This window comes from Flavobacterium sp. FlaQc-49, from assembly GCF_044005985.1.
Lineage (GTDB): Bacteria > Bacteroidota > Bacteroidia > Flavobacteriales > Flavobacteriaceae > Flavobacterium > Flavobacterium cupriresistens.
This window is the reverse complement of record NZ_JBIPCS010000006.1, coordinates 79,250-100,964: the sequence shown is the minus strand read 5'-3', so window position 1 is coordinate 100,964 and position 21,715 is coordinate 79,250. Positions and strand designations below refer to the sequence as shown.

Genomic DNA, 21,715 nt, shown 5'->3' with positions numbered 1-21,715 from the left:
AAAACAGTATAATTTTGCCTAATAATTTTTAAAGCACAAAATACCACGATTATGGAATATAGAAAACTAGGCAATACTGAACTCGAATTATCAGCAATAACTTATGGTGCATTTGCCATTGGAGGCAACATGTGGGGCGGAAATGAAAAGAAAGATTCAATCGATTCTATCCATGCTTCCATCGACAATGGAGTGACCACAATAGACACTGCTCCTTTCTACGGATTTGGTTTAAGCGAAGAAATGATTGGTGAAGCACTACAATCACAAAACCGATCAAAAGTGCAATTGTTAACCAAATTTGGACTGGTATGGGACGGAAGCAATAAAGGTAAAGGAGATTTTTTCTTTGATGCAGATGACAATGGAAAAAAACTACCGGTTTACAAATTCGCCTCCAAAGAAAATATAATCAAAGAAGTCGAAGAAAGTCTAAAAAGACTAAAAACCGATTATATTGATTTACTGCAGATCCATTGGCAGGACTCCACTACTCCAATTCAGGAAACAATGGAAGCCATGGACTTGTTAATCAAACAAGGAAAAATAAGAGCTGCCGGAGTTTGCAATTACGATGTTTCACAACTGAAAGAAGCTCAGAAAACAATTTCGTTAGCTTCAAATCAGGTTTCGTACAGCATGCTGAATCGCAAAATAGAAGCCGATTTAATTCCGCTTACCGTTGCAGAAAATATCGGAATCATCGCCTACAGTCCAATGGAAAGAGGTTTATTGACCGGGAAATATTTTACCGACGCCAAACTAAAAGAAAACGATCACAGAAATGGTTATTTTGGTCAGTTTGATCTTCAGCAAGTCAAAACCTTAATCGAAGAATTGAGTTCATTAGCACACGCAAAAGAAGTCAATTTAGCGCAATTGGTTTTACGTTGGACCACTTTACAAAAAGGAATTGCTATTGTTCTGGCCGGAGCAAGAAATGCAGAACAGGCGATTTCAAACGCAAAAGCAATGGATTTCGATCTTACTGCTTTGGAATTGGATTTTATCAATCAGGCCATTTCAAAAATAAAATAACAACAAACACAAAATTACACCATACGTAGAAACACAGGATTAGTTTCACATAAAAAACAAGCCTGTATTAAAAACTACACCACAGATTCACTAAGAACATTCACACTATGAAAAAAATATTTATAATAAACGGCGGGCAAAAATTTGCACATTCAGGCGGAAAATTCAATCAAACTGTTCAGGATTGGACCATTGAATACCTTTCCCAAAATAATAATTACGAAATAAAAACAACTCATATCGAAGACGAAATTAACCTGCAGCATGAAGTAGAAAAATTCGTTTGGGCAGATTTAATTATTTATCACACCCCAATCTGGTGGTTTCAATTACCTAATCTTTTTAAAAAATACATTGACGATGTTTTTACTCAGGGGCATAACAACGGAATCTATAAAAGTGACGGGAGAAGTCGCGTAAATCCGGACATTAATTATGGAACGGGCGGACTTTTACACGGTCGTAAATACATGTTGACCACGAGCTGGAATGCTCCAAAAACAGCTTTTACATTACCGGGAGAATTCTTCGAAGAAACCTCTGTTGATGATGGTGTAATGTTTGGTTTTCACAAAATGAATACGTTTGCCGGAATGGAAAAAATAGACAGTTTTCACTTTCATGATGTTGAAAAAGGTGCAACACCAGAAAATATTACTATCTTTAAACAAGACTATACCAACCATTTAGAAGAAACTTTCAAAACTTTATAACCATGATCTCGATTACAGCTATCATAAAGAGTAAAAAAGAGCACCTAACAGAAATTCAAAGTAGAATTATCCATCTGGTCACCGAAACCAGAAAAGAAGCGGCTTGTATTCGTTATGACCTGCATACCGCTGAAAATGTGTTTATTATTTGGGAAGAATGGAAAGACCAAGCCGGACTTGATTTACACAACAATCAATCTTATCTGTTGGATTTTATTGCTAAAAGTGAATCCTTATTAGCCTCCCCGGTTCAGGTTTACAAGACGGCACAGCTTTTATAAAATAGTAAAGAACATTACTCCTGCAAGGTTTTCAAAACCTTGTAGGTTTATCTTATAGATCAATAAGTAGCCATAGAATCAATAGTCCCAACCTATTAGACAAACATAAAAAAGGCCGTCCTGAGACAGCCTTCTTCTATAAAATTCAAATCTATTGTTTAATGATCTTCTGCGTATATCCTTTTTTTGTTGAAGAAGTTACATTAAGAAAATATACTCCTTTTGTTTTTCCCGACAAATTAATGGCTTTATCAGTAGTATTCTCTCCGGAGAAGGTTTCTTTGTAAATCATTCTTCCGCCAATATCATGAACTGTCACGGTATAATTATCTGCTGAAACCGGTGTGATCACATGAAAAACATTGCTGGATGGATTAGGATATACCTGTACTCCTGACAAATTGTTCGCTCCTTTTGGTTTTGTTACTGCTAAATTAGATCCGTTATTTATTTTTAAATTATCAAACCAAATTCTGGTTCCATAACCTGAAGTGTTTTTGATTTTTACCAACACACTCTTTTGATTTTTCACTATACTTAAATCAATTTTTTCTGTTCTCCAATCCGAATCTTTGGTTGCAATCCAATCGTTGGTTTCATTTGCAGCCGTTGTTGCAGGATCGTCCTGAATTGGTGGCGAAACGGTTTGCAACTGCAATTGATTTTTAGCATACACATTCGTCCAGGTTACCCCACAATCCGAAGATACTTCGATATCTATTTTATCCGGTGCAGGTGCAGGATCAAAAGCATTTAAGTACTGCGTATAAGCCAGATCAAAGGATAAAAACGGAGTTGCAGAAGAAGAAAAATCCATTGCTTTAAGAATCAACTCGTCTATCAAACCAGTTGGATTATCAGCATTGTTGATCACCAGACAAGACAAATCTCCTTTGCCGGCATCCGAACGTTTTTCCCATGTAATAACGTCTTTGTCGGGATTAATGATTTCCCAATCCTGAATAGGAAAACTTGCTTCGAAATTTTCTGAAAAAGGAAGACTGTTTTTGCCATTAATTATAACTACATCCGTTTTTGCCATAACCGATCCTGCCCCGTACGAATTAGAAGCAGTCAAAGTTACCGTATAAGTTCCCGGATTATCATAAACTATAGCAGGCGTTTTACTTGTAGAAGTCGCCGGCGTACCACCCGGAAACGACCAGGACCATGAAGTAGGCTCTCCTGTTGAATTGTCTCTAAAGGCTATTGGTAAATCGCTACACTGTTTTTGACTCTCCACTACAAATTCAGAAAAGGGTGTTTCTTTACTGTCAAAAGTGAATTTCACATTATCAATCCATATTCTTGAACCGTATCCCGAAGTACTTTTAAACTTGAACAAAACGTTCGCTACCCCTTTAAAATTCGACAATAATACCCTTTCTGTTCTCCAATCCGAATCTGAAACCGGAACCCAATTATTGGGATCTGCGCTGACAAAGGTTTCCAGTTCAGTATGTGTTTTTACATAAACGCTTTCCCATGTAAGACCGCAATCTTTTGAAGCCAGAATTTCAAGAACATCCGGACTTGCTGCATCAAATTTAGCATAGGCAACATCAAAGGAAAAATCAGTTATGCCAACAGATAAATCAGCAGGTTTCAGGATAATCTCATCGATCTCACCCACTTTCGCATTGTCCGCATTGTTCATTACCATACAAGAGGAAGAATTATGTCCAACATTGGCTCGTTTTTCCCAAGTCAATTTATGATCGGGATTACTAATTTCCCATTCTGCGGGTGGAAAAGAATTTTCAAAACCTTCAGTAAAAGAAATTCTGTCAGGATCTACAACCGTTATAAAATTATTTTTAGTTACTGTTGTTCCTGTACCGTTTCCATTTTTGGTTGAAAGTGTCACTCCATACGAACCCGGTGAATTGTAAGTCACAATCGGATTTTTTTCGATAGAGCTCGCAGGCGTACCCCCCGGAAAAGACCATTCCCATGACGTTGGATTTCCGGTTGAAACATCTAAAAAAGGAGCTGCAACACTAGTACAACGCGTCCCTCTGACATTGGAAGCAAAATCAGAAACCGGAGTAGCCGTTTGAATAATAGCAACATTTACATTGTCTATCCAAATCCTTGTGCCGTAACCCGACACATTTACAAAACGAATAGAAACATTACTATTCCCCTGATAGGCACTAAGATCTACAATTTCTTTTCGCCAATTAGCGTCAGAAGTCGGTACCCAATTATTCGCCAAAGCAGTAGGAACCTGCGTGGTTTCTAAAAGCGTATGTGTTTTCGAATACACCTCATTCCAAGTAAGTCCGCAATCTGTTGAAACTTCTACTTTTAAAACATCAGGACTTGCATCATCAAATTTGGTATAAGCCAAATCAAAAAATAACTGACTGTTTTGTCCGGCTGTAAAATTAAGATAAGGCAATCTGATATAGTCCAAAGCTCCTACTACTGCATTATCTGCATTGTTCATAATCATACACGAACTATCATTGTACCCTACATCTTTTCGTTTTTCCCAAGCTAAACCATTGTCCGGATTTGTAATTTCCCAACCTAAAGGAGGAAAAACACTAGTGAAATTTTCGACTAAATTCGCACCCGATTTTTGATCTACCTCAATATAATTCAGCACTTGTTTGGTATTCATTCCAAGAGCATTCGTTACCTGCAAGGTCACTTCGAATTTTCCTGCTGTATGGTATTGAACAACCGGATTTAAATCTGTAGAGGTTGCAGGGATACCACCTTCAAAAGTCCATACTCTCGAAGTTGGTAATCCCAAAGAACGATCTTTAAACGCGATTGTTTTTCCTGAACAAATAGCCGTTGTATTGCTATTGAAATTAGCGATTGGTGCCGTTTCAATAACTCCAACCGAGCTAAGATTACTTTCCTGCCACAACAAACCACGTGGATATTTAGCCACAGTTTTGTCATCTAACCAATACGTCATGGCATTGGTCTGGTCTCTGGTATACATATTCTGGCAATCTGTATTGTAATCCATATGGTTTTCGGCATTGGGGTAAACGCCACAGCTATTTAATACATTTCGGGCACAACCTTCGGCCACTTTCGTTGGTGGCGTGTCGGCCATTCCATCATTAACGGCATCACAATCATCCTGAAAAGTATGTTTTAATCCAAAATAATGACCAAACTCGTGCGTCATTACCTTTGCAAAAGTCGCACTCGCATTTGAGCCACATGTACTCCCAATATATCTGTGATTGTAAGCAACACGAGGGATCGCATCCTGAATAGGCAAAAAGGCGTGTCCCGAACCAACAGATCCCTGTCCGGTATTGGGCTCATCAACAACCAAAACATCCAAATAATACTTACTGTTTTTACCGTACCAGATGTAATCATAAATTTTAGCATCGTAGCCATCTACTACATGTGCTTCTGGATGCCAGTCCAAGCCGGGAATTTCCAAAGGATTTCCTTCCGGATCAACGGTAGCCAGAACAAACTGAATATTTAATTTGCTTTTGATTGCATCAAAACGAGGATCGGTCGTAGCGTATTCCGGAAACAGACCATTGAAATCTTTGTTTACCGTAAGCAATGCATCATCAATTCTGCACTTCATTTGCTCTTTGGTAAAAACATTATTGATGTTAGTTCCGTCTGCAAGAATATGAAACACCACCGGAATAATATAAGGTGTAGCAACGGTTTTCCGGGTGTTCGATTTTTTCCATGTTTTAATTTTTGATAAAGATTTTAGAAAAGCAGCTTCTTCCTGTTGGGATAATTTGGTTCCGCATCCTATTGGATTCTGCCCAAAGGAAATGAGGAACTGACACAGAAAAACTGCAGCAAAAAAGTAGTTTTTTTTCAAAATAATAGTTTTTTTTTAGGTTAGTTGTACTTTCACATACAGTACTATCATAAAATCGATTAAAAAATAAGCTTCAAAATGACTTCGTTTTTTAATCTCTTTTACTTGATATTTTTTTTCATAAAAATATTTAATTGAAATGCATTTAATAGATATTATGTTATTGCAAAACAATTGTATATTACCTAGTTTTAACTTATTTATTGAATTTTAAAAACTAAAATCATAAAAAAAGCTACCTTTTACAGTAGCTTATCTTAAAAAACAAACATATTACTTAATTCCTCCAAAAGCACCGAAACACATATTCTTGTGCAAAATTTCTACTTTGCTAAAGCCAACTTCTTTCATCAAATCCAATTGATAATTCATTGACCTTGGAGAATCTTCTTTTTCTACATAATCTAAAACCTTTTGACGGTATTCGGCTCCTCCTATTCCTTCCAGATAATCACCGTAACGTTCCCAGGTATATTCGTTTAACAAAGCGGTATCTTGTGTAATCAGATCCGAGATCATCAAACAACCACCCGGTTTCAATAGCCTGAATAATTTCGAAAATGTTGTTTCCCAGTCCTGATCATCACGCAAATGGTGCAGAACTGCTCCGGCCAAAATAATATCAAATTGTTCTTCCGGTAAAGCCACTTCACGGATATCCCCATGCAAAATTTCGACTTTACCGTTCGTTTCTTTTGATACTCTTTCTAAAGCTTTATCCAGCATCGGTTGACTTAAATCGACTAAAGTTGCATTCAGATTTGGGATTTTAGAAAGCATCATTAAGGTATAATTTCCTGCTCCACAACCAATATCCAAAACATTTTTGGCGTTGGGAACAATTCGTTTTGAAGCTTCCGTAATTAATTCTAAAGAGATTGTAGCATCGATTGTTGCGACTTGTCCCGTGTCTAAATTGGAAAATCGTTCGACATCATTATCAAAACGTTCTCTAATTTCTGCTGTGGTTGATTTATTCATCATCGTTTTTTAGTATTCAGGTTTATATAGCTTTTTTTTTCGCAGATTAAGCGGATGTATTCTTTATTCTTTATTCTTTATTCTTTACTCTTTATTCTTTATTCTTTACTCTTTATTACTTCTCACATCTTACTTCTCACATCTTACTTCTCACATCTTACTTCTCACATCTTACTTCTCACTTAAAACAAAACTAACACTTTGATACTTGCTTTAAAAGAAGATACTTTAGAAATTACGAAACCCAACAGTTGTTTTTTCTGAACTTTTTAAAAAAAAGTTGCCACGAATTTCTCGAATTTTCTCGAATTAAAATTTACGTCAAGCGGATCGCCAATTAAAATAAGATTCCACCCGAAACTCTATTTTTCCCTTTATAAAATTTGTGCAAATTCGAGAAATTCGTGGCAAAAAAGCCTTAACTTTTAAATACCTTAGCAGAAAATTACATTACCTCAATAAAATCAATAAAAATGGCCGAGCAATCTTCAATTCAGTGTCCAAACTGCGGAACAACTATCGATGTCAATGACATTCTAAAACACCAGTTAGAAGACAGTATTCGCAAAGAATATCAGCAAAAAGCCACTGCTCAAACCAAAGAATTGGAGCTTAAAAACGAGCAATTCGAGAAAGCCAAATTAGAATTTGAGGCTAAAAAGAAGCAGGAAAATGAACTTTTCGCAGAACGTCTGGAACGCGAGAAAAAAACGGCCGAAAAGGAAATCACTGAAAAGCTAAAAACCAAACTCGACGAGGAGAACAAAGATCGTTTGCTTGCCATGGAAAAAGAGCTTTCCGAGAAATCAGAAAAACTCCGTGAACTTAATAAGATGGAAGGCGAAATTGCCAAACTTCAACGGGAAAAACTCGAAATGAAAGAAGCAATCGAAGCCGAAGCACAGAAACAGCTTAACGCCACTTTGCTTTTAGAAAGAGATAAAATCAGAAAACAGGAAGAAGAAAAAAACGAATTAAAAATAAAAGAATACCAAAAACAATCCGACGATCAAAAAAAGCTGATCGAAGAAATGAAACGCAAGCAGGAACAAGGTTCTATGCAATTGCAAGGCGAGGTTATGGAACTGGCAATCGAAGAATGGCTGGCTAATAATTTCCCGTTAGACACTATCGACGAAGTAAAAAAAGGTGCTAACGGAGCCGATTGTTTGCAGATTGTAAACACACGCGAATTACAAAATTGTGGCTCTATTTATTACGAAAGCAAAAGAACCAAAGCCTTTCAGCCCGCTTGGATTGAGAAGTTTAAAAACGACATTAGAACCAAAAAAGCCAATATCGGGGTTTTGGTTACGGAAGTTATGCCTTCGGGAATGGATCGAATGGGCATGCGTGACGGAATCTGGATTTGCACCTACGAGGAATTTAAAGGTTTAAGTGCTGTTTTACGCCAATCTTTAATACAAGTTAGTCAAGCTGTTCAGGCACAGGAAAACAAAGGAGACAAAATGTCGATGTTGTATGATTTTCTAACAAGCAACGAATTTCGCTTACAAGTAGAAGGAATTGTAGAAGGCTTTACCCAAATGCAAAGTGATCTAGATTCAGAGAAAAGAGCGATGCAACGTATTTGGAAACAACGCGAAAAGCAGATCGAAAAAGTGGTTCACAATACTTTAGGCATGTACGGCTCAATTCGTGGTATTGCCGGAAATGCGGTACAAACGGTACGAGCTTTAGAGCTTGATTTTATCCAAGACGATGAAGAAGAAAAAACAAAAGAACTAGAATAAGTAATTCAAGTTGCTAGTAAATAATTAGTTGCCCCTATTTGACGAAAGCACAAAAGGGTTGATTTGCCTCCTGCTTCAGCTGGAGGTATATGATTGAGAGGTGAATCATTGGCTTTAGCCGAAAGAACCAGAGCATAATTCGGCTAAAGCCATTAAATCTTGAACTACTTGTAATCCTCCAGCTAAAGCAGGAGGCTATTCAAATTGATACCTTGAAAAAATTTTAATTTTTACTGGAAACTTACATTATTATAATTCAGAAATGAGGTATAGGCGGTCTAATTTCAAACCTAAAACAACTAGCAACTTAAATTAATTATGGGTCAAGACATATTGTTGTGGAGGGACAAATATCTTGTAGTTCTGTAATTTCGAATCAAGTTAAAAAGTTATGGAATAATTTTTAGAAATTTCTTTTGTTAGAAGTAACAGATCTTATACTTTTTCGCCACAGCTTTATAAGTACCTAATTTTCCAACTTCTCGCTTTGACGATCTCGCAAAGACGCCAAGCCGCAAAGTTTTTTTCTGTTTTTTCATTAAAACTTTGCGATTTTGCGACTCTGCGAGATTTTTACTTCCCTATAGCTTTCGGACTTGATCCTTAATTATACAGTCTGCATACTATTTACCCACTTCCTTTTATACCCAAAACGAATTTTGCCATTCTAACCCGAAAATCAGAATGGCAAAATTTATATTTATTAAAAAAAACGTATTTAATCTACTTTTCTAAAAACCAACAAGGTTCCGTCAGGATTAGAAAGTCTCAGTCTAAGATCTCCAATCGAATACGTGTTAGTGCTTTGTAATGCTTTCACAAATTCAGCCTCTTTATTCCCCGGCGCGCAAGCCATCAAAGTCGAAGCGACGTTAGAAAATCTCAATACTCCTTTTTCAAAAAAGATAGTTCCACCTATAGAATTACAACCTCCAAAACCCATAAATTTATTCTCAGTTGAATTAATCTCAATTCTTGGCAGTTCTTTTTGGAAGTCTGAAAGTGTCACTTTTTTACCATTTAACTCTTCTAACACCCAGATATCGTACAAACGGTAATCGGTAATGTATTTACCACAACCGTTTAAGGTTTTACCGTTAATTTCAATCTTAACGGTGTAAGGCGAAACCTCTCCTGACATTGAATCCTGGCAATCAAATTGTTGTGTAGTAATTGTTGCCGTAATTTTTCCGTTTTTTACTTTATACATCTTCACATTAGCATCCATAGCTCTGATCGGCTCTACAGCGTCAAAACTGATGGTTTCCATTCCTTCAATCAGCGACGTAAAGACAATTTTCTCCTTTCCTATTTTCAATCCCCAAAATGGTTCATTTCCAGTAGCTTTAAAATAAACAGAACCCTCTTCTTCTTCGGAACTTGTTGTAGAAGTTGTTTCTTTTGTGTTTGAATTTTTAACCGCCACCGACTTACAACTTAACATCACGGACATTAATACACATAGTAAAAGTACTTTTTTCATATCATTTAATTTTTATTATGACCTCACACTTGAAAAAATCGAGCCAAAAATCAGTCGCATCTTTTTTTTAAGATTTTTTTAGGTCTAATTTGGTTAAATTTAAGAAAAACGGGATTAATACAGAAAACTTTACAGAAGTAAAATTAAAAATGAGAAAAAGAATAAAAACAACAATCCGTGCTATTAAAAAGCTTTTCCCAAGAACGACACTTGGAGTAATTTTAGGTTGAATTAATTCTTCCAAATAAGGTTTTGCAACCGCTTAGAATAAATCTTTACTATTTACGAATCGAATAATTTTAATTGGCTTTATTCTACAGATGTAACAGAACCGTTTCTTAAGTTTGTAGCTCAACAGCTAAGTTTTTGGTATGGGTAAGAATATTAAAATTATTTCATCAGAAGAATTCCCAAGACAATTTATGTCTGATGCTTCTCAGGACTTTGATTTCTTAAAAACTCCTTTGCAGATCTATGATTTAAATACTACAACAGAGTACCTCCAGATTCCAACCCCACTTTTCAGACCCGATTATAATTTTATTGTACATGTTACCAAAGGCAATGCAAAACAGCAAGTAGATAATGAGGTGATAACAATAACTGAAAATGATGTTTTGTTTGTCAAACAAGGACATATTACCGCAATGAAAGAAATTGACCAGATTATAACGGGACATTTTATTTTATTTGAAGAGAGTGTCCTCAATCATATTTTGTCGAAACAAGAGTTGATACAGATTTTTGCCACTAATTCAGTTCTTAAATTGCCTGAAGAAACAAGTGTATGGCTTAATTCTTTGTTTTGCTTGTTAAGTCAGGAATTTCGCGATGAAAATTCCAATATCGAAATTTGTTATTCACTCATGCAGGCAGCTTTCCAGAAAATTATTTTTTCAAATAAAGAACTCAATAAAACGGTGCACCGTGGTAATGAGATCACTTTTTCCTTTAAAGAGCTGGTTTATAAATATCATACGGAGAATAAATCGGTAACCTTTTATGCCGATAAATTAAAAATCTCTGTAAATTATCTCAATAGGTGCATTAAGCAAACCACCGGAATAGCTCCAAAGGAATGGATTAACAATGTTAGTATCCTGCAAAGCCAGATCCTTCTACAAGATTTGACTAAAGATATTTCAGAAATTGCTTTTGCATTGAATTACGAGGATCCTTCTTACTTTGGACGACTTTTCAAAAAAATAACCGGTACAACTCCTTCTCAGTACCGAAATTCGCTTACGCACGATTTGTCCGAGTAACGGCAAACTAAATCCTAGTAACAATTATTGTTTTAACTGCACCTTTGCTTTAAGAAAATCTTAGAGAGCTGATACAGCTTGTGTGTTTAAATTTAATAAATGTTATTTTGAAAAAAGTACTGTCATTGGTTTTACTGACCTTGTTTATTTGTCTTCCAAATAAATTTTATTCTCAATTAATAACAGATGGCGCCGGGGTTGGCATCACTGTAAATGGAAAAAGTAGCTTTAAGAATTTGTCGGCTGTAGATCCGTACTATGGAAATAAATTCAACTATACTACTTACGATTTCTGGTTGCCCATCCCTTCTTTTAAACTTGGAAAAACGCGAATTCTTGGGATAATTAACTATCGGATTTTAGACTTTACATTTGATAGGAATATTGAAATTAGTCCGAATTACATCACGAAAATACAAGAAATCAAACCTACCCTAGTTGTACGACATCCTTTTGGAGAAAGATGGGCTGCTTTTGGCGTTTTTATCCCCACAATTGCTTCTGATTTTAAAAACTCGTTTTCGATGAATGATATGGTATTCGATGGCATTTTTGGAGTCTCAAGAAAGTTTGGAGAAAAATCAAATCTAGAAATCGGGATTGGCCCTCATGTCATGTATGCTTTTGGCAAATTTTTAATAACGCCCGCTATATCTCTGGATTATAAGAGCAATAATGGTAAGTGGTTTGCTCAAATATACTGGCCAAGAGTCAATATTTTCAGAAATCTGGGCGATAATACGCAAGTTGGTCTGGCAGGATCGATTGACTGGACACTTCACAATTTACAAAACTACAAGAATTATCAAGGAGAAGAGATCGATTATGCTCAGTTTTCGGCTATTCATGGCGGTCTGCAAATTAATCAGCGTCTTTTTGATGGTTTTTGGTTGCAATTGCAAGGAGGTTTAGGTTTTGCCAACAAATACACACTATTTAATGCTCAGAATGACACCATTAGTAATTATAAAGCAAAAGAAATGCCCTATGTAAAAATGATGCTGAGCTATCGTTTTGGGAAATAATTACGCAAATAGAATCACACTAAAAACTATAAAATTAAAAGAGAAAATGAAAAAATCTATTCTAAGTATCCTGTTATTGGGAGTATCGTACTTTACAAATGCACAACAGGTAAAAACGAATGTTGATGTATACAATGTTCAAAAAGGAAAAGGGACTGTTGTACTGAATGTCTACGATAAAAAGGAAAATTTTCTTAAAAGAGCCTGCTTTACCAAAGTCCAAAAAGTGAATCAGGAGACTATGAAATTTCAAATCGATTTACCAAGAGGGACTTATGCCATTACTGTTTTTCAGGATTTGGATACTAATGGAAAATTAAACAGCAATTGGCTGGGAATGCCCAAAGAGCCTGTCGGAAACAGTACTAATTTTCTACCGGACGGTGGGGCACCAACATTTCGAGATTGCGCTGTTTATATTTTAAATAATGACGCTACAATTAAAATAAATCTTTATTAGGAATTTGAAATCTTAGCTTAAAAAAAGCCTGTCTTTTATGAAATGACAAGCATTTCCAACAGTACAATTATCTTAAGCAAACTTAAATCATGACATAAAATTATGGAAGAGATCACTTCTAAAAAAAAGGTTATTGCAGAGGTAAAAGGTGCTTGCAAGGAGTATCAAACCGGTGACACCTTGATTACAGCTTTAAAACCAACAACGATTCAGTTTAAAACCCGGGAACTTACCTTAATAATCGGTCCGTCCGGTTCAGGAAAAACTACACTATTATCGCTATTAGGCTGTGTTATTTACCCAACAAAAGGAGATGTTTTTATAGATGGTCAACACATAAATACACTTTCGGCTAAGGAATTATCGGCTTTGAGGTTGAATAAAATTGGATTCGTGTTTCAAAGTTTTAATCTCTTAGCGCCACTTAACTCTTTAGAAAACGTAATGATGCCGTTGCAACTTATGAATATGAGTGAGACTGAGGCCAGAAAAAAAGCAGAAAAAGCGCTTGAATTAGTAGGCATGAAAGATCGAATGAAAAACCTACCCAAAATGCTAAGCGGAGGCCAGCAACAAAGAGTTTCTATTGCACGAGCATTGGTAACCAATCCGCCAATTGTGCTTTGCGATGAACCAACGGCTGCATTAGATGTTAAAAGTGTCGGTCTGGTAATGAATGAATTAAAAGCACTTGCTCAAAACGGAAAAAGTGTAATTGTAGTTACACATGACATGCGACTTAGGGAGTTCGCAGACAGAATTATTTATGTAGATAACGGAATTGCAACTGAGACCGAAAACACAACATTTATAAAGAATCATTAATCAAAATATAAAGAATGAAATATACTTTAATTTATCTAATAGCCATACTATTCTGTAGCTGCAATAAAAAAGAAGGAGCAAAACCCGATGAGAAAGCTTTTGCCCAGGAAATTGCTTCATCAGCTATTGTAGGACTCGGACGCATTGAACCGGATGAGAAATTATCTTCATTGGCAACAGAAGTTGGTGGTGTTGTTGTGGCTATCCATAAAAAAGAAAATGATGTCATTGTCAAAGATGATTTAATTATCGAATTAGAGCATTCTGTTCAGGATGCAAAAAAAGCGCAGATTAAAAGTCGTATGGAGACACAAAGAGTTGAGATAAACATGGCACAATTGAATTTAAAAGAGCACAAAATAAATGTTGCTAACAAACAAATTGAATTGGAACGTTTGAAAAACCTGCAAGAAAAAGGTGCTGAAACAAGACAAAACGTCGATAATCTTGAAACAGAAACTAAAATTTTCCAAACCAATTTAGAACAACTGCAAAGCAAGATTCTGATTGCAAACTCAAAACTTCAAGAAATTAAACAAGAACTGGAAGTATCAAACAAGGAGTTGCAACAGTATTTGATAAAAGCGCTGGACGATGGACAAATTATGACAATGAATGCAACGGTAGGAGCTGCATTATCACCAAATCAGTCTTTTGCAGATTTTATTCCGAAAAGTAAATTGGTTGCTACGTGTGAAATTGATGAATTGTTTGCTGACAAGATTAAAAAAGGTCAAAAAGCCATTATTCGCCAAATCGGCTCCAATAAAACGATTGGCTCGGGTATTGTAATTTTTGCTTCTTCGGCACTTAAACGTAAATCCATTTTTTCTGAAAAAGCAGGAGATCAGGAAGACAGAAGAGTCCGGGAAATAAAAATCCTATTGAAAAACCAAACGAAGTACCTAATTAATTCCCGAATTGAATGTGTTATTCAAACATCCAATTAATTACGAATCACAAACAAGTATGGCAAGAGTACCACTTCTGTCTGGTCGTAAATATCAATATGGATACACGAGTTCCATATTTTAATAGAAACAAATAATACGCTAAGTATGAAATCTAGTATCAAAACAGCCTGGAAGTTTATCCGTTTCGATAAAACAAAAAGCATAGGAGTAGTAGTTGGAATAGTAATCAGTACTTTCCTCATCGGACAACAAATTGGAACATTTAATTTTTTGACAGGATTAATGAGCGTGTTGGTAAAAAATACAACCGCAGATATTTGGGTTGTTGATAATAAGACGACAGATGCCAATCAGCTTAGTTTGATTGATGTCCGAAAAGAGAAAGAGATCAAGAGTTTGGCTGGTGTAAAAGAAGCATTTCCAATCGTTGTAACAAACGGTAAGGCAAAATTTCCTGATGGAACCAGTGCTGTTGTAAATATTATAGGGAGTGAATTCCCTTATTTTAAGGCAGGTCCGGATAGTACCAAGATTATACAAGGAAAACTTCCGGATTTATTGCAGGAAGCGGGTGTGTCTGCAGATTATTTTGACCGAAGTAATTTCGGAGGGTCGTCAAATGTTGGAACCTATTTTGAAATCAATGGAAAAAGAGCCGTTATCACTTTACAAACAAAAGGAATAAGAGGTTGGGGCGGTTATTTGATGTACACTACAATAGACAGGGCAAGGTTTTATAGCGGTATTTCTTCGACTGATATAAGTGCATTAATGGTAAATGTAAAAAAAGGGGAAGATGTAGATCAGATCGTAGATGAAATCAATCGTTCTATTTACGGAGTAAGAGCATGGCGTACGTCGTCCTTGAGTTCATCAACGATAAAGAGTGTTTTGGCTTCTACAGGGTTAGGTGCCAGTACAGGATCTTTGGTGGGATTTGCCATTATAGCAGGTTTTTTTATCATTGGCTTAACGATGTATTCATCGGCACTTGACAGAATTAAGGATTATGGAACTTTAAAAGCAATTGGTGCTACTGATTCATACATTAGAAAATTGATCCTTACACAAGCCACTTTATTTGCTGTTGTTGGATTTATGGTTGCCCTTGTTTTCTTACTGGGTTTTAAAAACGGAATGTACCAAACGGGAATATTGATAGATTTTAGTCCAATAATACTTTTCTCCATTCTAACCATCACCTTCTCTATTTCGCTCTTCGGGGCCGTGTTTGCTATTAGAAGAATAAAAAATGTAGAACCTGCCTCTGTATTTAGGGGTTAAAAAATTGTTATAATGAAAAATAATTCAATGCCTATCTGTTTTATAAGATGTCTTCTGTTCTTATGCTTTTTTAAAATGAATGCACAAAACCCGACATGGACCTTGGATAAAGCAATTGAAGCGGCACAAAAGAACAGAAAGTTATTGGCTTCGTTGGAAACAGAACATAAAATCAATCAATTAAAGACAAAAGAATTAAATGCAAAATATTTGCCCAGAGTAGCCTTGAATTATAATTATCAATACAATCCAATTATTGCCACAAGTGTTTTACCGGCCGAAGCTTTTAATTCCCGTGTATCGTCAGATGGCATGATTCCAATAAAACTAGGCGCTAATTATTCTCAAAACGCAGGTGTTTTGCTACAACAACCTCTGTTGGATATCTCAATTTCAAAATTAATAATTGAATCTAAACTGCAGGAGAAACTAGCCGCTTTAAATGAAAAAGAAGCAAAGCTGGAACTGACTTATGAAGTCTCAAAAGTATATTTAAACATATTGGTAGCTGAAGAACAAGAAAATGAAGCTGTTGGTGATACTGCCCGGACAGCATTGAGCTTGGAGACTATTAACCAAAAATACAAAAACAAAAGAGTTTTAAAAGTTGCCGTAAACGACGCTAAAGTAACGCACAATAATGCCGTTCAAAAATATCGCAATGCAGCAAATAACATATTGGTTTTAAAACAATATTTCTTGTATGTTATTGGACACGAATCTTCTATTGCTTCTTCTGTAACATTAGAAAAATACAACATGGATGAAAGTAGTACTGATCTGGATGAAAGTCTAATTGAAGCATTGCCTCCAATTGAAATTTTAAAAACACAAAATCAAGTATTGGAGAATAAAAAAAAACTGGAAAGAACGAAATATAGTCCATTGATTACGATTAACGGTTATTTAGGAGCCGATCAATTTACAGAAAACATGAATCCTTTTCAGCAAAATAGCTGGTATGGAAATAGCTATATCGGCATGTCACTGAAGTTACCTGTTTTATTCGGAGAGAACACGGCAAAAAGAATAGATCAGCTAAAGTTTCAGCAAAAACAGAATAATGATAAAATTACAGAAAATCTGAATAAAAGTAAATACAATGCCTTAAATGCTGTTACTGTTTACACTAATATCCTGGAACAGCTAAAAACAGTGCGTGAAAATAGTAAACTCACTTCTGAGATTGTGATGATCTACCAAGAACGGTATAAGTTTGATCAAATATCGTTTTATGAACTAAATGACAAAGAGATTCAATTGCAAAATCTGGAACTGTTTCATAATCAACTTAAAAAACAATTGATCGTATCTTGGCTTGATTGGAAAAAAGCAGCAGGAAAATTAGTCCTGTAAGATTGAAGAGAATTAATAACAAATTTCATAAAGAAAAACATTGTTCTTTAAGCAATTATCTATTTGTCTGTTTCTATAATTCCGTCGTGAGCCCAGTTCTGTTTAATTGCAAAAAAACAGATATTCAGAAACAGATTAGAAAACTACTATTTCTCTGTTTGTATTTCACCCGGGTTTGTTTTTTTATAGATATCAATTTCTGTAGCTGTATTTTTCAGCTTGATACTATTGATTTTAGAAAGTAGTGGCGAAGTAATGGTATTTTACCCGCCACTACTCTACAAGCAAAAAATAGCATTTTCGCCTTTTTTGACTTCCATATTTAGTTCCTCATTTTTGATACTTCCTTTTATACTTTTCTAACCAGCAACTTGAATTAATTACTGTTTTATTAATTTAACTTTTTTCACATTCTTACCTTGACTTATTTCTGCAAGATATACACCTGGAAGCAGATTAGCACCTATTACTATAGTTTGTGTATTGTTAGACTTTAGCGTGTTTAGCTTTCTTCCTAAAATATCATATACATTTACAAAAACGGGGTCTGTAGAATCTCCTGTTAGATGTACTTTAAATTCCGTTTTTGAAGGGTTGGGCGTAACAGTTACTTTAAATTCATTGGATGTTTCCTTATTTGGAGTATTAATTCCCAATGTGCCTTGTACTAATTCCGTTTGAATGGTCAATCCGTTGATTGTGGTAAAGGTAACATCAGTATTAACGCCATTTTCCGCGATAGTAACCTTATTTGAAGGGGATGCTAAATCCCAGTTACCTACTAATGTAAGCGTAACCAAATCGGCTTGCGGAACGCTGTTAAGAATTGAATTCTGACTGCTAATCTGGCTCAAATTGTAAGTTTCATTTGCGCCTAATAAACCTAAATTTGGATTGGTAAGACTTACTTTTAATTTTTTTCCGTTGTCAATTGTTTGAGTCATTACAATTGCCGGCTTGTTTACACTAACTACTACATCATAATTCAATATACTGGCAGGATCAAAAATAACATAACCAAATATAGCATCCGGTTTGTATTCGGCAATATGCGCCTGATTGTTCTGCTGGTAAATCGTAAAATAAGACGAAAAATTATCCGCAAGTTGTTTTGTTTTAGTTGGACCGCCCTGCATCACGATGGCGTATTGAAATTTTCCGTCGACAGGCGCAATACCATGATTGATAAATGCCGTGGTAAAATTTCCATTGGTATCCAAAGTGTTGCTATTATTTCGTGAATTTTGTGTGGTTCTGTTAATCGTTATCTCAGCAGTATTGTTTGAATTTTCAGGTAGTACGTATCCATTTCCCACAGCGTCAGTAGCCCATAGAGAACCGGCTGTTTGTGTATGTGTGAAATTTATACCTGTAGCTGTTATATTGTTTACATAAGTCGTAGTGTTGATATCTGCAAGTGCTGTTTGAAATAAAGTGGTATGAATGGGATAAGTTCCATTTGTGTCTTTGATATCAGATCCCAGACAAAGTATTATGTCTTTAAAAAAGAAATTAGATTTTAAAGCTGTCATGCCTCCAGCAGAGTTTATATCTTTATAATCCATTCCAAAAACACCATTATCATCCAAAGAAGCATGCGTTAAAAACGACTTACCGTTCATTTCTCTCGAAATCCCGTTTCCAAGTACACTTAATGGAAGATAAGCGACTGAAGTTCCCGGTACATGTGACCAGTCCCAACCGTTTTCTACATAACCATTTGAACTGCGACTTACCGGATTTCCCGAGGTTAATAATTCCAAAGCTCCGGCAGAAGTATACCGCCCGAAAACATTTTCGGTTGCTGAATTTTCGAAATGCCAAATGTGCTTACTTGTTCCTTTTACGCTTGCCTGATAACCGTTATATTTATGCACACTCAAACCTGCATATGGAAAATTAAATTGTCCTTCCGTTATTTCTGAAGAAGGGGTAATTCCGGAATTTAAAGTTTGTAAAATATCCCTCACTCCGCCAAGCGTATTAACCAATGTGATCGACAATTCGCTTTGTCTGAGCAAGGCAGTATTGGCGGTAGCAGAAAGATTCCACAATCGAACAAACTCCTTTCCGGCATCCAAATTAGTTATTGGATCTGTTACATATAAAAAGGCCATCGCTGCTCTCAAATCATTAACTGCAGTCGTGTTGGTTGGGAATCTTCCGGCAAGCCCCGAAGGAACTTCAAAATCCTTACTAAATTTACTATAGTTTAGAATGGCATTTTTTAAATTACTTTGCGTTTCTGTATTTAATTCATAGGCCGTATTCTTCAGCATCATATTCAGAATAGAAGACTGTTGTAAAGCATTTGATCCATAGGTATTAGAGTAGGCTCCTCTGTGATGGTAGGTGATAAAATCAGGTTTAATGCAATCGTTCCATCCATTGCTGATTTTTAGTGCATTGTCAATAAACCTTTTTAGAAAATCCATATTAGCAAGCTTTGTTATATCAGAATCGTCTTGTGCAAGTACATAACAAAGCCGCTGTTGAAAAGAAGAACGAATGACATCTGTATTGAATCCGGGATTGGTAAACTTAAAATCCAAATAGTCGGGAGCTATAAAAGCGGTAAGAGCGTTCAGTGCTCCCATGTGATGAGCAAACTCACCGGCGGCAACTAACTCTTCTTTCATCAGAAAAATGGCAGTAGCATATGCCGATGAGCGCAAACAGATACTACTATTAATAAGTACTTCTTCAGTTGCAGGAGCTGTCCGATAATTAAAATCAGTAGTACTGCTAATACCTTTTGCTTTCATATAGCTAAAAAGAGATAAGATCATCTCTCTAAGTGCAGTACTGTGGTAATCCGGATTAGGAATATTTACTGCCCCTTTTAGCTGGTAAAGAAATACCAAACGGATTAGTTTTTGCTCAACCAATACCTGATAAGCACTTTGGTCTTTACTTTTGGTAAAATCCCATACCGGGCCGGGATTGGCAAAATCATAAGAGGATAAATTTTTGGCGGCGATTCCGTTTTTCAAAAACCGATTGTACCTTTCATTTACCTCTGTTTTGGTATAATCAACATTTTCGTCCGTCAGCCAATCCTGATATTTTTTTCTAATTTTATTTATCTCACTGGTTTGTGCATAGGACAAATTGAACACTAAGACAACTAGCCATGCCACTATACTAGATTTTTTACACATGTTTGATTATTATTTGAATGATTAAACATTACATTTTATTCTTTATGACGAACCGAAATCGAAACTCCATTACTACCTGAGAATAAAAAAAAAGACAAAACTTAGTTGCCTACATAAAGTGTTTAACCACTAGATAGGTAACTAAATTTTGTCTTTGGAATTATTTTGGAAAAATACAACTATTTTTTCTGTCAGTGATTCGTTATGCGATTTTTTTTACAAAATAGCAGTTTTTTCTTTTTGAAGAACTTTACCGGCATGTTTCGATCGTATCAAAAGCGAAAGTGATTGGCATTTAGCTGCTTTTGTTTTTTTTGAATTGTTTTTAAATGCTATCAAGTTCACCAAAATCTCCTGGCGGTAACTTTCAAGCATTCCTTTACTTTAGAGATTAATTGCCTATATTTGAAGTCTATTTCTATGACTAAAATGAATACACCTTTCCAAAAAGCCAGCGAGTGGATCGATGCTGAAAACGCACAAGATCCCAACATTGAAACCGATCAGAACATCGAATATCCGAAAGAATTATTATATTCGGATCGCATGTATAAAAGGCTGATGCAGTTCTGTCCTGAAGCTTCAGAAGAGGTTCAAATTGCCTCAAAAGCACAGCATATCTGCCGATGGAAGGTTGCCCGGGAATCGTATCCTATGGATCGTGTTGGTTATTTAAGATGGAGAGAAGAACTGAAAAAATTCCATGCTGTAACTACGGCAGCAATCTTAGAAAAAGCAGGTTACGAAAGTACCTTTATTGACCGTGTGTCTTTTTTAATTGAAAAAAAACTACTTAAAAAAGATCTTGAAACACAACTATTGGAAGATGTCATTTGCCTTGTATTTTTAGAATTCTACCTTGATCCTTTTGTGCACAAACACGATGAGGAAAAACTCAAAAATATCATCAAAAAAACCTGGGATAAAATGTCTGATAAAGGACATCAGGAAGCTTTAAAAATAAACTATACCGCAGCTAATCTGGAACTTATAAAAGCTTCGCTCGGGTTGTAAATACAGCATTCTTTTTAGCATTTTTCATCTAAATGAAGCCTTTAAACAACGCTTCCCAAAGGCTGTACAATAAATTTAGTATTTACAGCCATAAGGTTACCTATGGATCAAGTACAAAAGTTGGGGAGAAGTTAAATCTCGCAAAGCCGCAAAGTTTAAAAAGAAATCAAGAGCTCGTAAAAAGGGATCAAGTGCAAAAGTTGGCGAGTGGGCAAAAAGAAGTAATAAATAAAAGCACTCCGTCTTAATCGATCCTATTGCTTTCTCACTATAAAAAATCCGTTTTTATCAGCGTTTTTCTATTGCAAATCCGGATAATCCGCGTCCAATTC

Annotated in this window: 16 protein-coding genes; 12 read left to right on the top strand and 4 right to left on the bottom strand. The window is 35.7% G+C overall.

Annotation, left to right across the window (positions count from 1 at the left end; all coding sequences use genetic code 11):
- Positions 1 to 51: 51 nt before the first annotated feature.
- From ACHRV3_RS13945 to ACHRV3_RS13935, 3 genes are all read left to right on the top strand, one after another.
- Positions 52 to 1,038 (top strand): aldo/keto reductase, encoded by a 987-nt coding sequence (locus tag ACHRV3_RS13945; protein ID WP_395435181.1) that lies wholly within the window; start codon positions 52 to 54, stop codon positions 1,036 to 1,038.
- Between the two features lie 107 nt (positions 1,039 to 1,145).
- On the top strand, positions 1,146 to 1,751 hold the full coding sequence (locus ACHRV3_RS13940) for an NAD(P)H-dependent oxidoreductase (protein WP_395435182.1): 606 nt from the start codon (positions 1,146 to 1,148) through the stop codon (positions 1,749 to 1,751).
- Positions 1,752 to 1,753: 2 nt separating this feature from the next.
- On the top strand, positions 1,754 to 2,032 hold the full coding sequence (locus ACHRV3_RS13935; RefSeq protein ID WP_395435183.1) for a putative quinol monooxygenase: 279 nt from the start codon (positions 1,754 to 1,756) through the stop codon (positions 2,030 to 2,032).
- A gap of 151 nt (positions 2,033 to 2,183) precedes the next feature.
- On the opposite strand, the gene ACHRV3_RS13930 is transcribed toward ACHRV3_RS13935, so the two are convergent.
- Together ACHRV3_RS13930 and ACHRV3_RS13925 are read right to left on the bottom strand one after the other, a co-directional pair.
- On the bottom strand, positions 2,184 to 5,861 hold the full coding sequence (locus ACHRV3_RS13930; protein ID WP_395435184.1) for a PKD domain-containing protein: 3,678 nt from the start codon (positions 5,859 to 5,861) through the stop codon (positions 2,184 to 2,186).
- A 273-nt stretch (positions 5,862 to 6,134) separates the two neighbouring features.
- A complete protein-coding gene (locus ACHRV3_RS13925; protein WP_240478058.1) occupies positions 6,135 to 6,845 on the bottom strand; it encodes a class I SAM-dependent methyltransferase in 711 nt (236 codons plus the stop codon).
- Between the two features lie 470 nt (positions 6,846 to 7,315).
- On the opposite strand from ACHRV3_RS13925, the gene ACHRV3_RS13920 reads away from it, so the two are divergent.
- Positions 7,316 to 8,596 carry a DUF2130 domain-containing protein gene (locus ACHRV3_RS13920; RefSeq protein ID WP_230002537.1) on the top strand — a complete coding sequence of 427 codons (1,281 nt, stop codon included), beginning with the start codon at positions 7,316 to 7,318 and terminating at the stop codon, positions 8,594 to 8,596.
- Positions 8,597 to 9,314: 718 nt separating this feature from the next.
- On the opposite strand, the gene ACHRV3_RS13915 is transcribed toward ACHRV3_RS13920, so the two are convergent.
- Positions 9,315 to 10,079, bottom strand: coding sequence for an META domain-containing protein (locus tag ACHRV3_RS13915; RefSeq protein ID WP_395435185.1), 765 nt, complete (start codon positions 10,077 to 10,079; stop codon positions 9,315 to 9,317).
- Positions 10,080 to 10,450: 371 nt separating this feature from the next.
- On the opposite strand from ACHRV3_RS13915, the gene ACHRV3_RS13910 reads away from it, so the two are divergent.
- The 7 genes from ACHRV3_RS13910 (at position 10,451) to ACHRV3_RS13880 (ending at position 17,208) form a co-directional block, all read left to right on the top strand.
- Complete coding sequence (locus ACHRV3_RS13910) at positions 10,451 to 11,344, top strand: helix-turn-helix domain-containing protein (protein WP_395435186.1); 894 nt, start codon at positions 10,451 to 10,453, stop codon at positions 11,342 to 11,344.
- A 107-nt stretch (positions 11,345 to 11,451) separates the two neighbouring features.
- The gene (locus ACHRV3_RS13905; RefSeq protein WP_395435187.1) at positions 11,452 to 12,369 is read left to right on the top strand and encodes a DUF6268 family outer membrane beta-barrel protein; all 918 of its coding nucleotides are present in this window, start codon (positions 11,452 to 11,454) and stop codon (positions 12,367 to 12,369) included.
- A 46-nt stretch (positions 12,370 to 12,415) separates the two neighbouring features.
- Positions 12,416 to 12,829, top strand: coding sequence for a DUF2141 domain-containing protein (locus ACHRV3_RS13900; RefSeq protein ID WP_047773769.1), 414 nt, complete (start codon positions 12,416 to 12,418; stop codon positions 12,827 to 12,829).
- Positions 12,830 to 12,931: 102 nt separating this feature from the next.
- Entirely contained in the window at positions 12,932 to 13,654 is a 723-nt protein-coding gene (locus tag ACHRV3_RS13895) for an ABC transporter ATP-binding protein (RefSeq protein ID WP_395435188.1), read from the top strand.
- Positions 13,655 to 13,668: 14 nt separating this feature from the next.
- Positions 13,669 to 14,604, top strand: a complete 936-nt coding sequence (locus ACHRV3_RS13890; RefSeq protein ID WP_395435189.1) for an HlyD family secretion protein — start codon at positions 13,669 to 13,671, stop codon at positions 14,602 to 14,604.
- Between the two features lie 108 nt (positions 14,605 to 14,712).
- Positions 14,713 to 15,852 carry an ABC transporter permease gene (locus ACHRV3_RS13885; RefSeq protein ID WP_395435190.1) on the top strand — a complete coding sequence of 380 codons (1,140 nt, stop codon included), beginning with the start codon at positions 14,713 to 14,715 and terminating at the stop codon, positions 15,850 to 15,852.
- Positions 15,853 to 15,927: 75 nt separating this feature from the next.
- On the top strand, positions 15,928 to 17,208 hold the full coding sequence (locus ACHRV3_RS13880) for a TolC family protein (RefSeq protein ID WP_395435191.1): 1,281 nt from the start codon (positions 15,928 to 15,930) through the stop codon (positions 17,206 to 17,208).
- Between the two features lie 380 nt (positions 17,209 to 17,588).
- On the opposite strand, the gene ACHRV3_RS13875 is transcribed toward ACHRV3_RS13880, so the two are convergent.
- A complete protein-coding gene (locus tag ACHRV3_RS13875; RefSeq protein WP_395435192.1) occupies positions 17,589 to 20,369 on the bottom strand; it encodes a chondroitinase family polysaccharide lyase in 2,781 nt (926 codons plus the stop codon).
- A 429-nt stretch (positions 20,370 to 20,798) separates the two neighbouring features.
- On the opposite strand from ACHRV3_RS13875, the gene ACHRV3_RS13870 reads away from it, so the two are divergent.
- A complete protein-coding gene (locus tag ACHRV3_RS13870) occupies positions 20,799 to 21,383 on the top strand; it encodes a DUF4202 domain-containing protein (RefSeq protein ID WP_047773502.1) in 585 nt (194 codons plus the stop codon).
- The last annotated feature ends 332 nt before the right edge of the window (positions 21,384 to 21,715 follow it).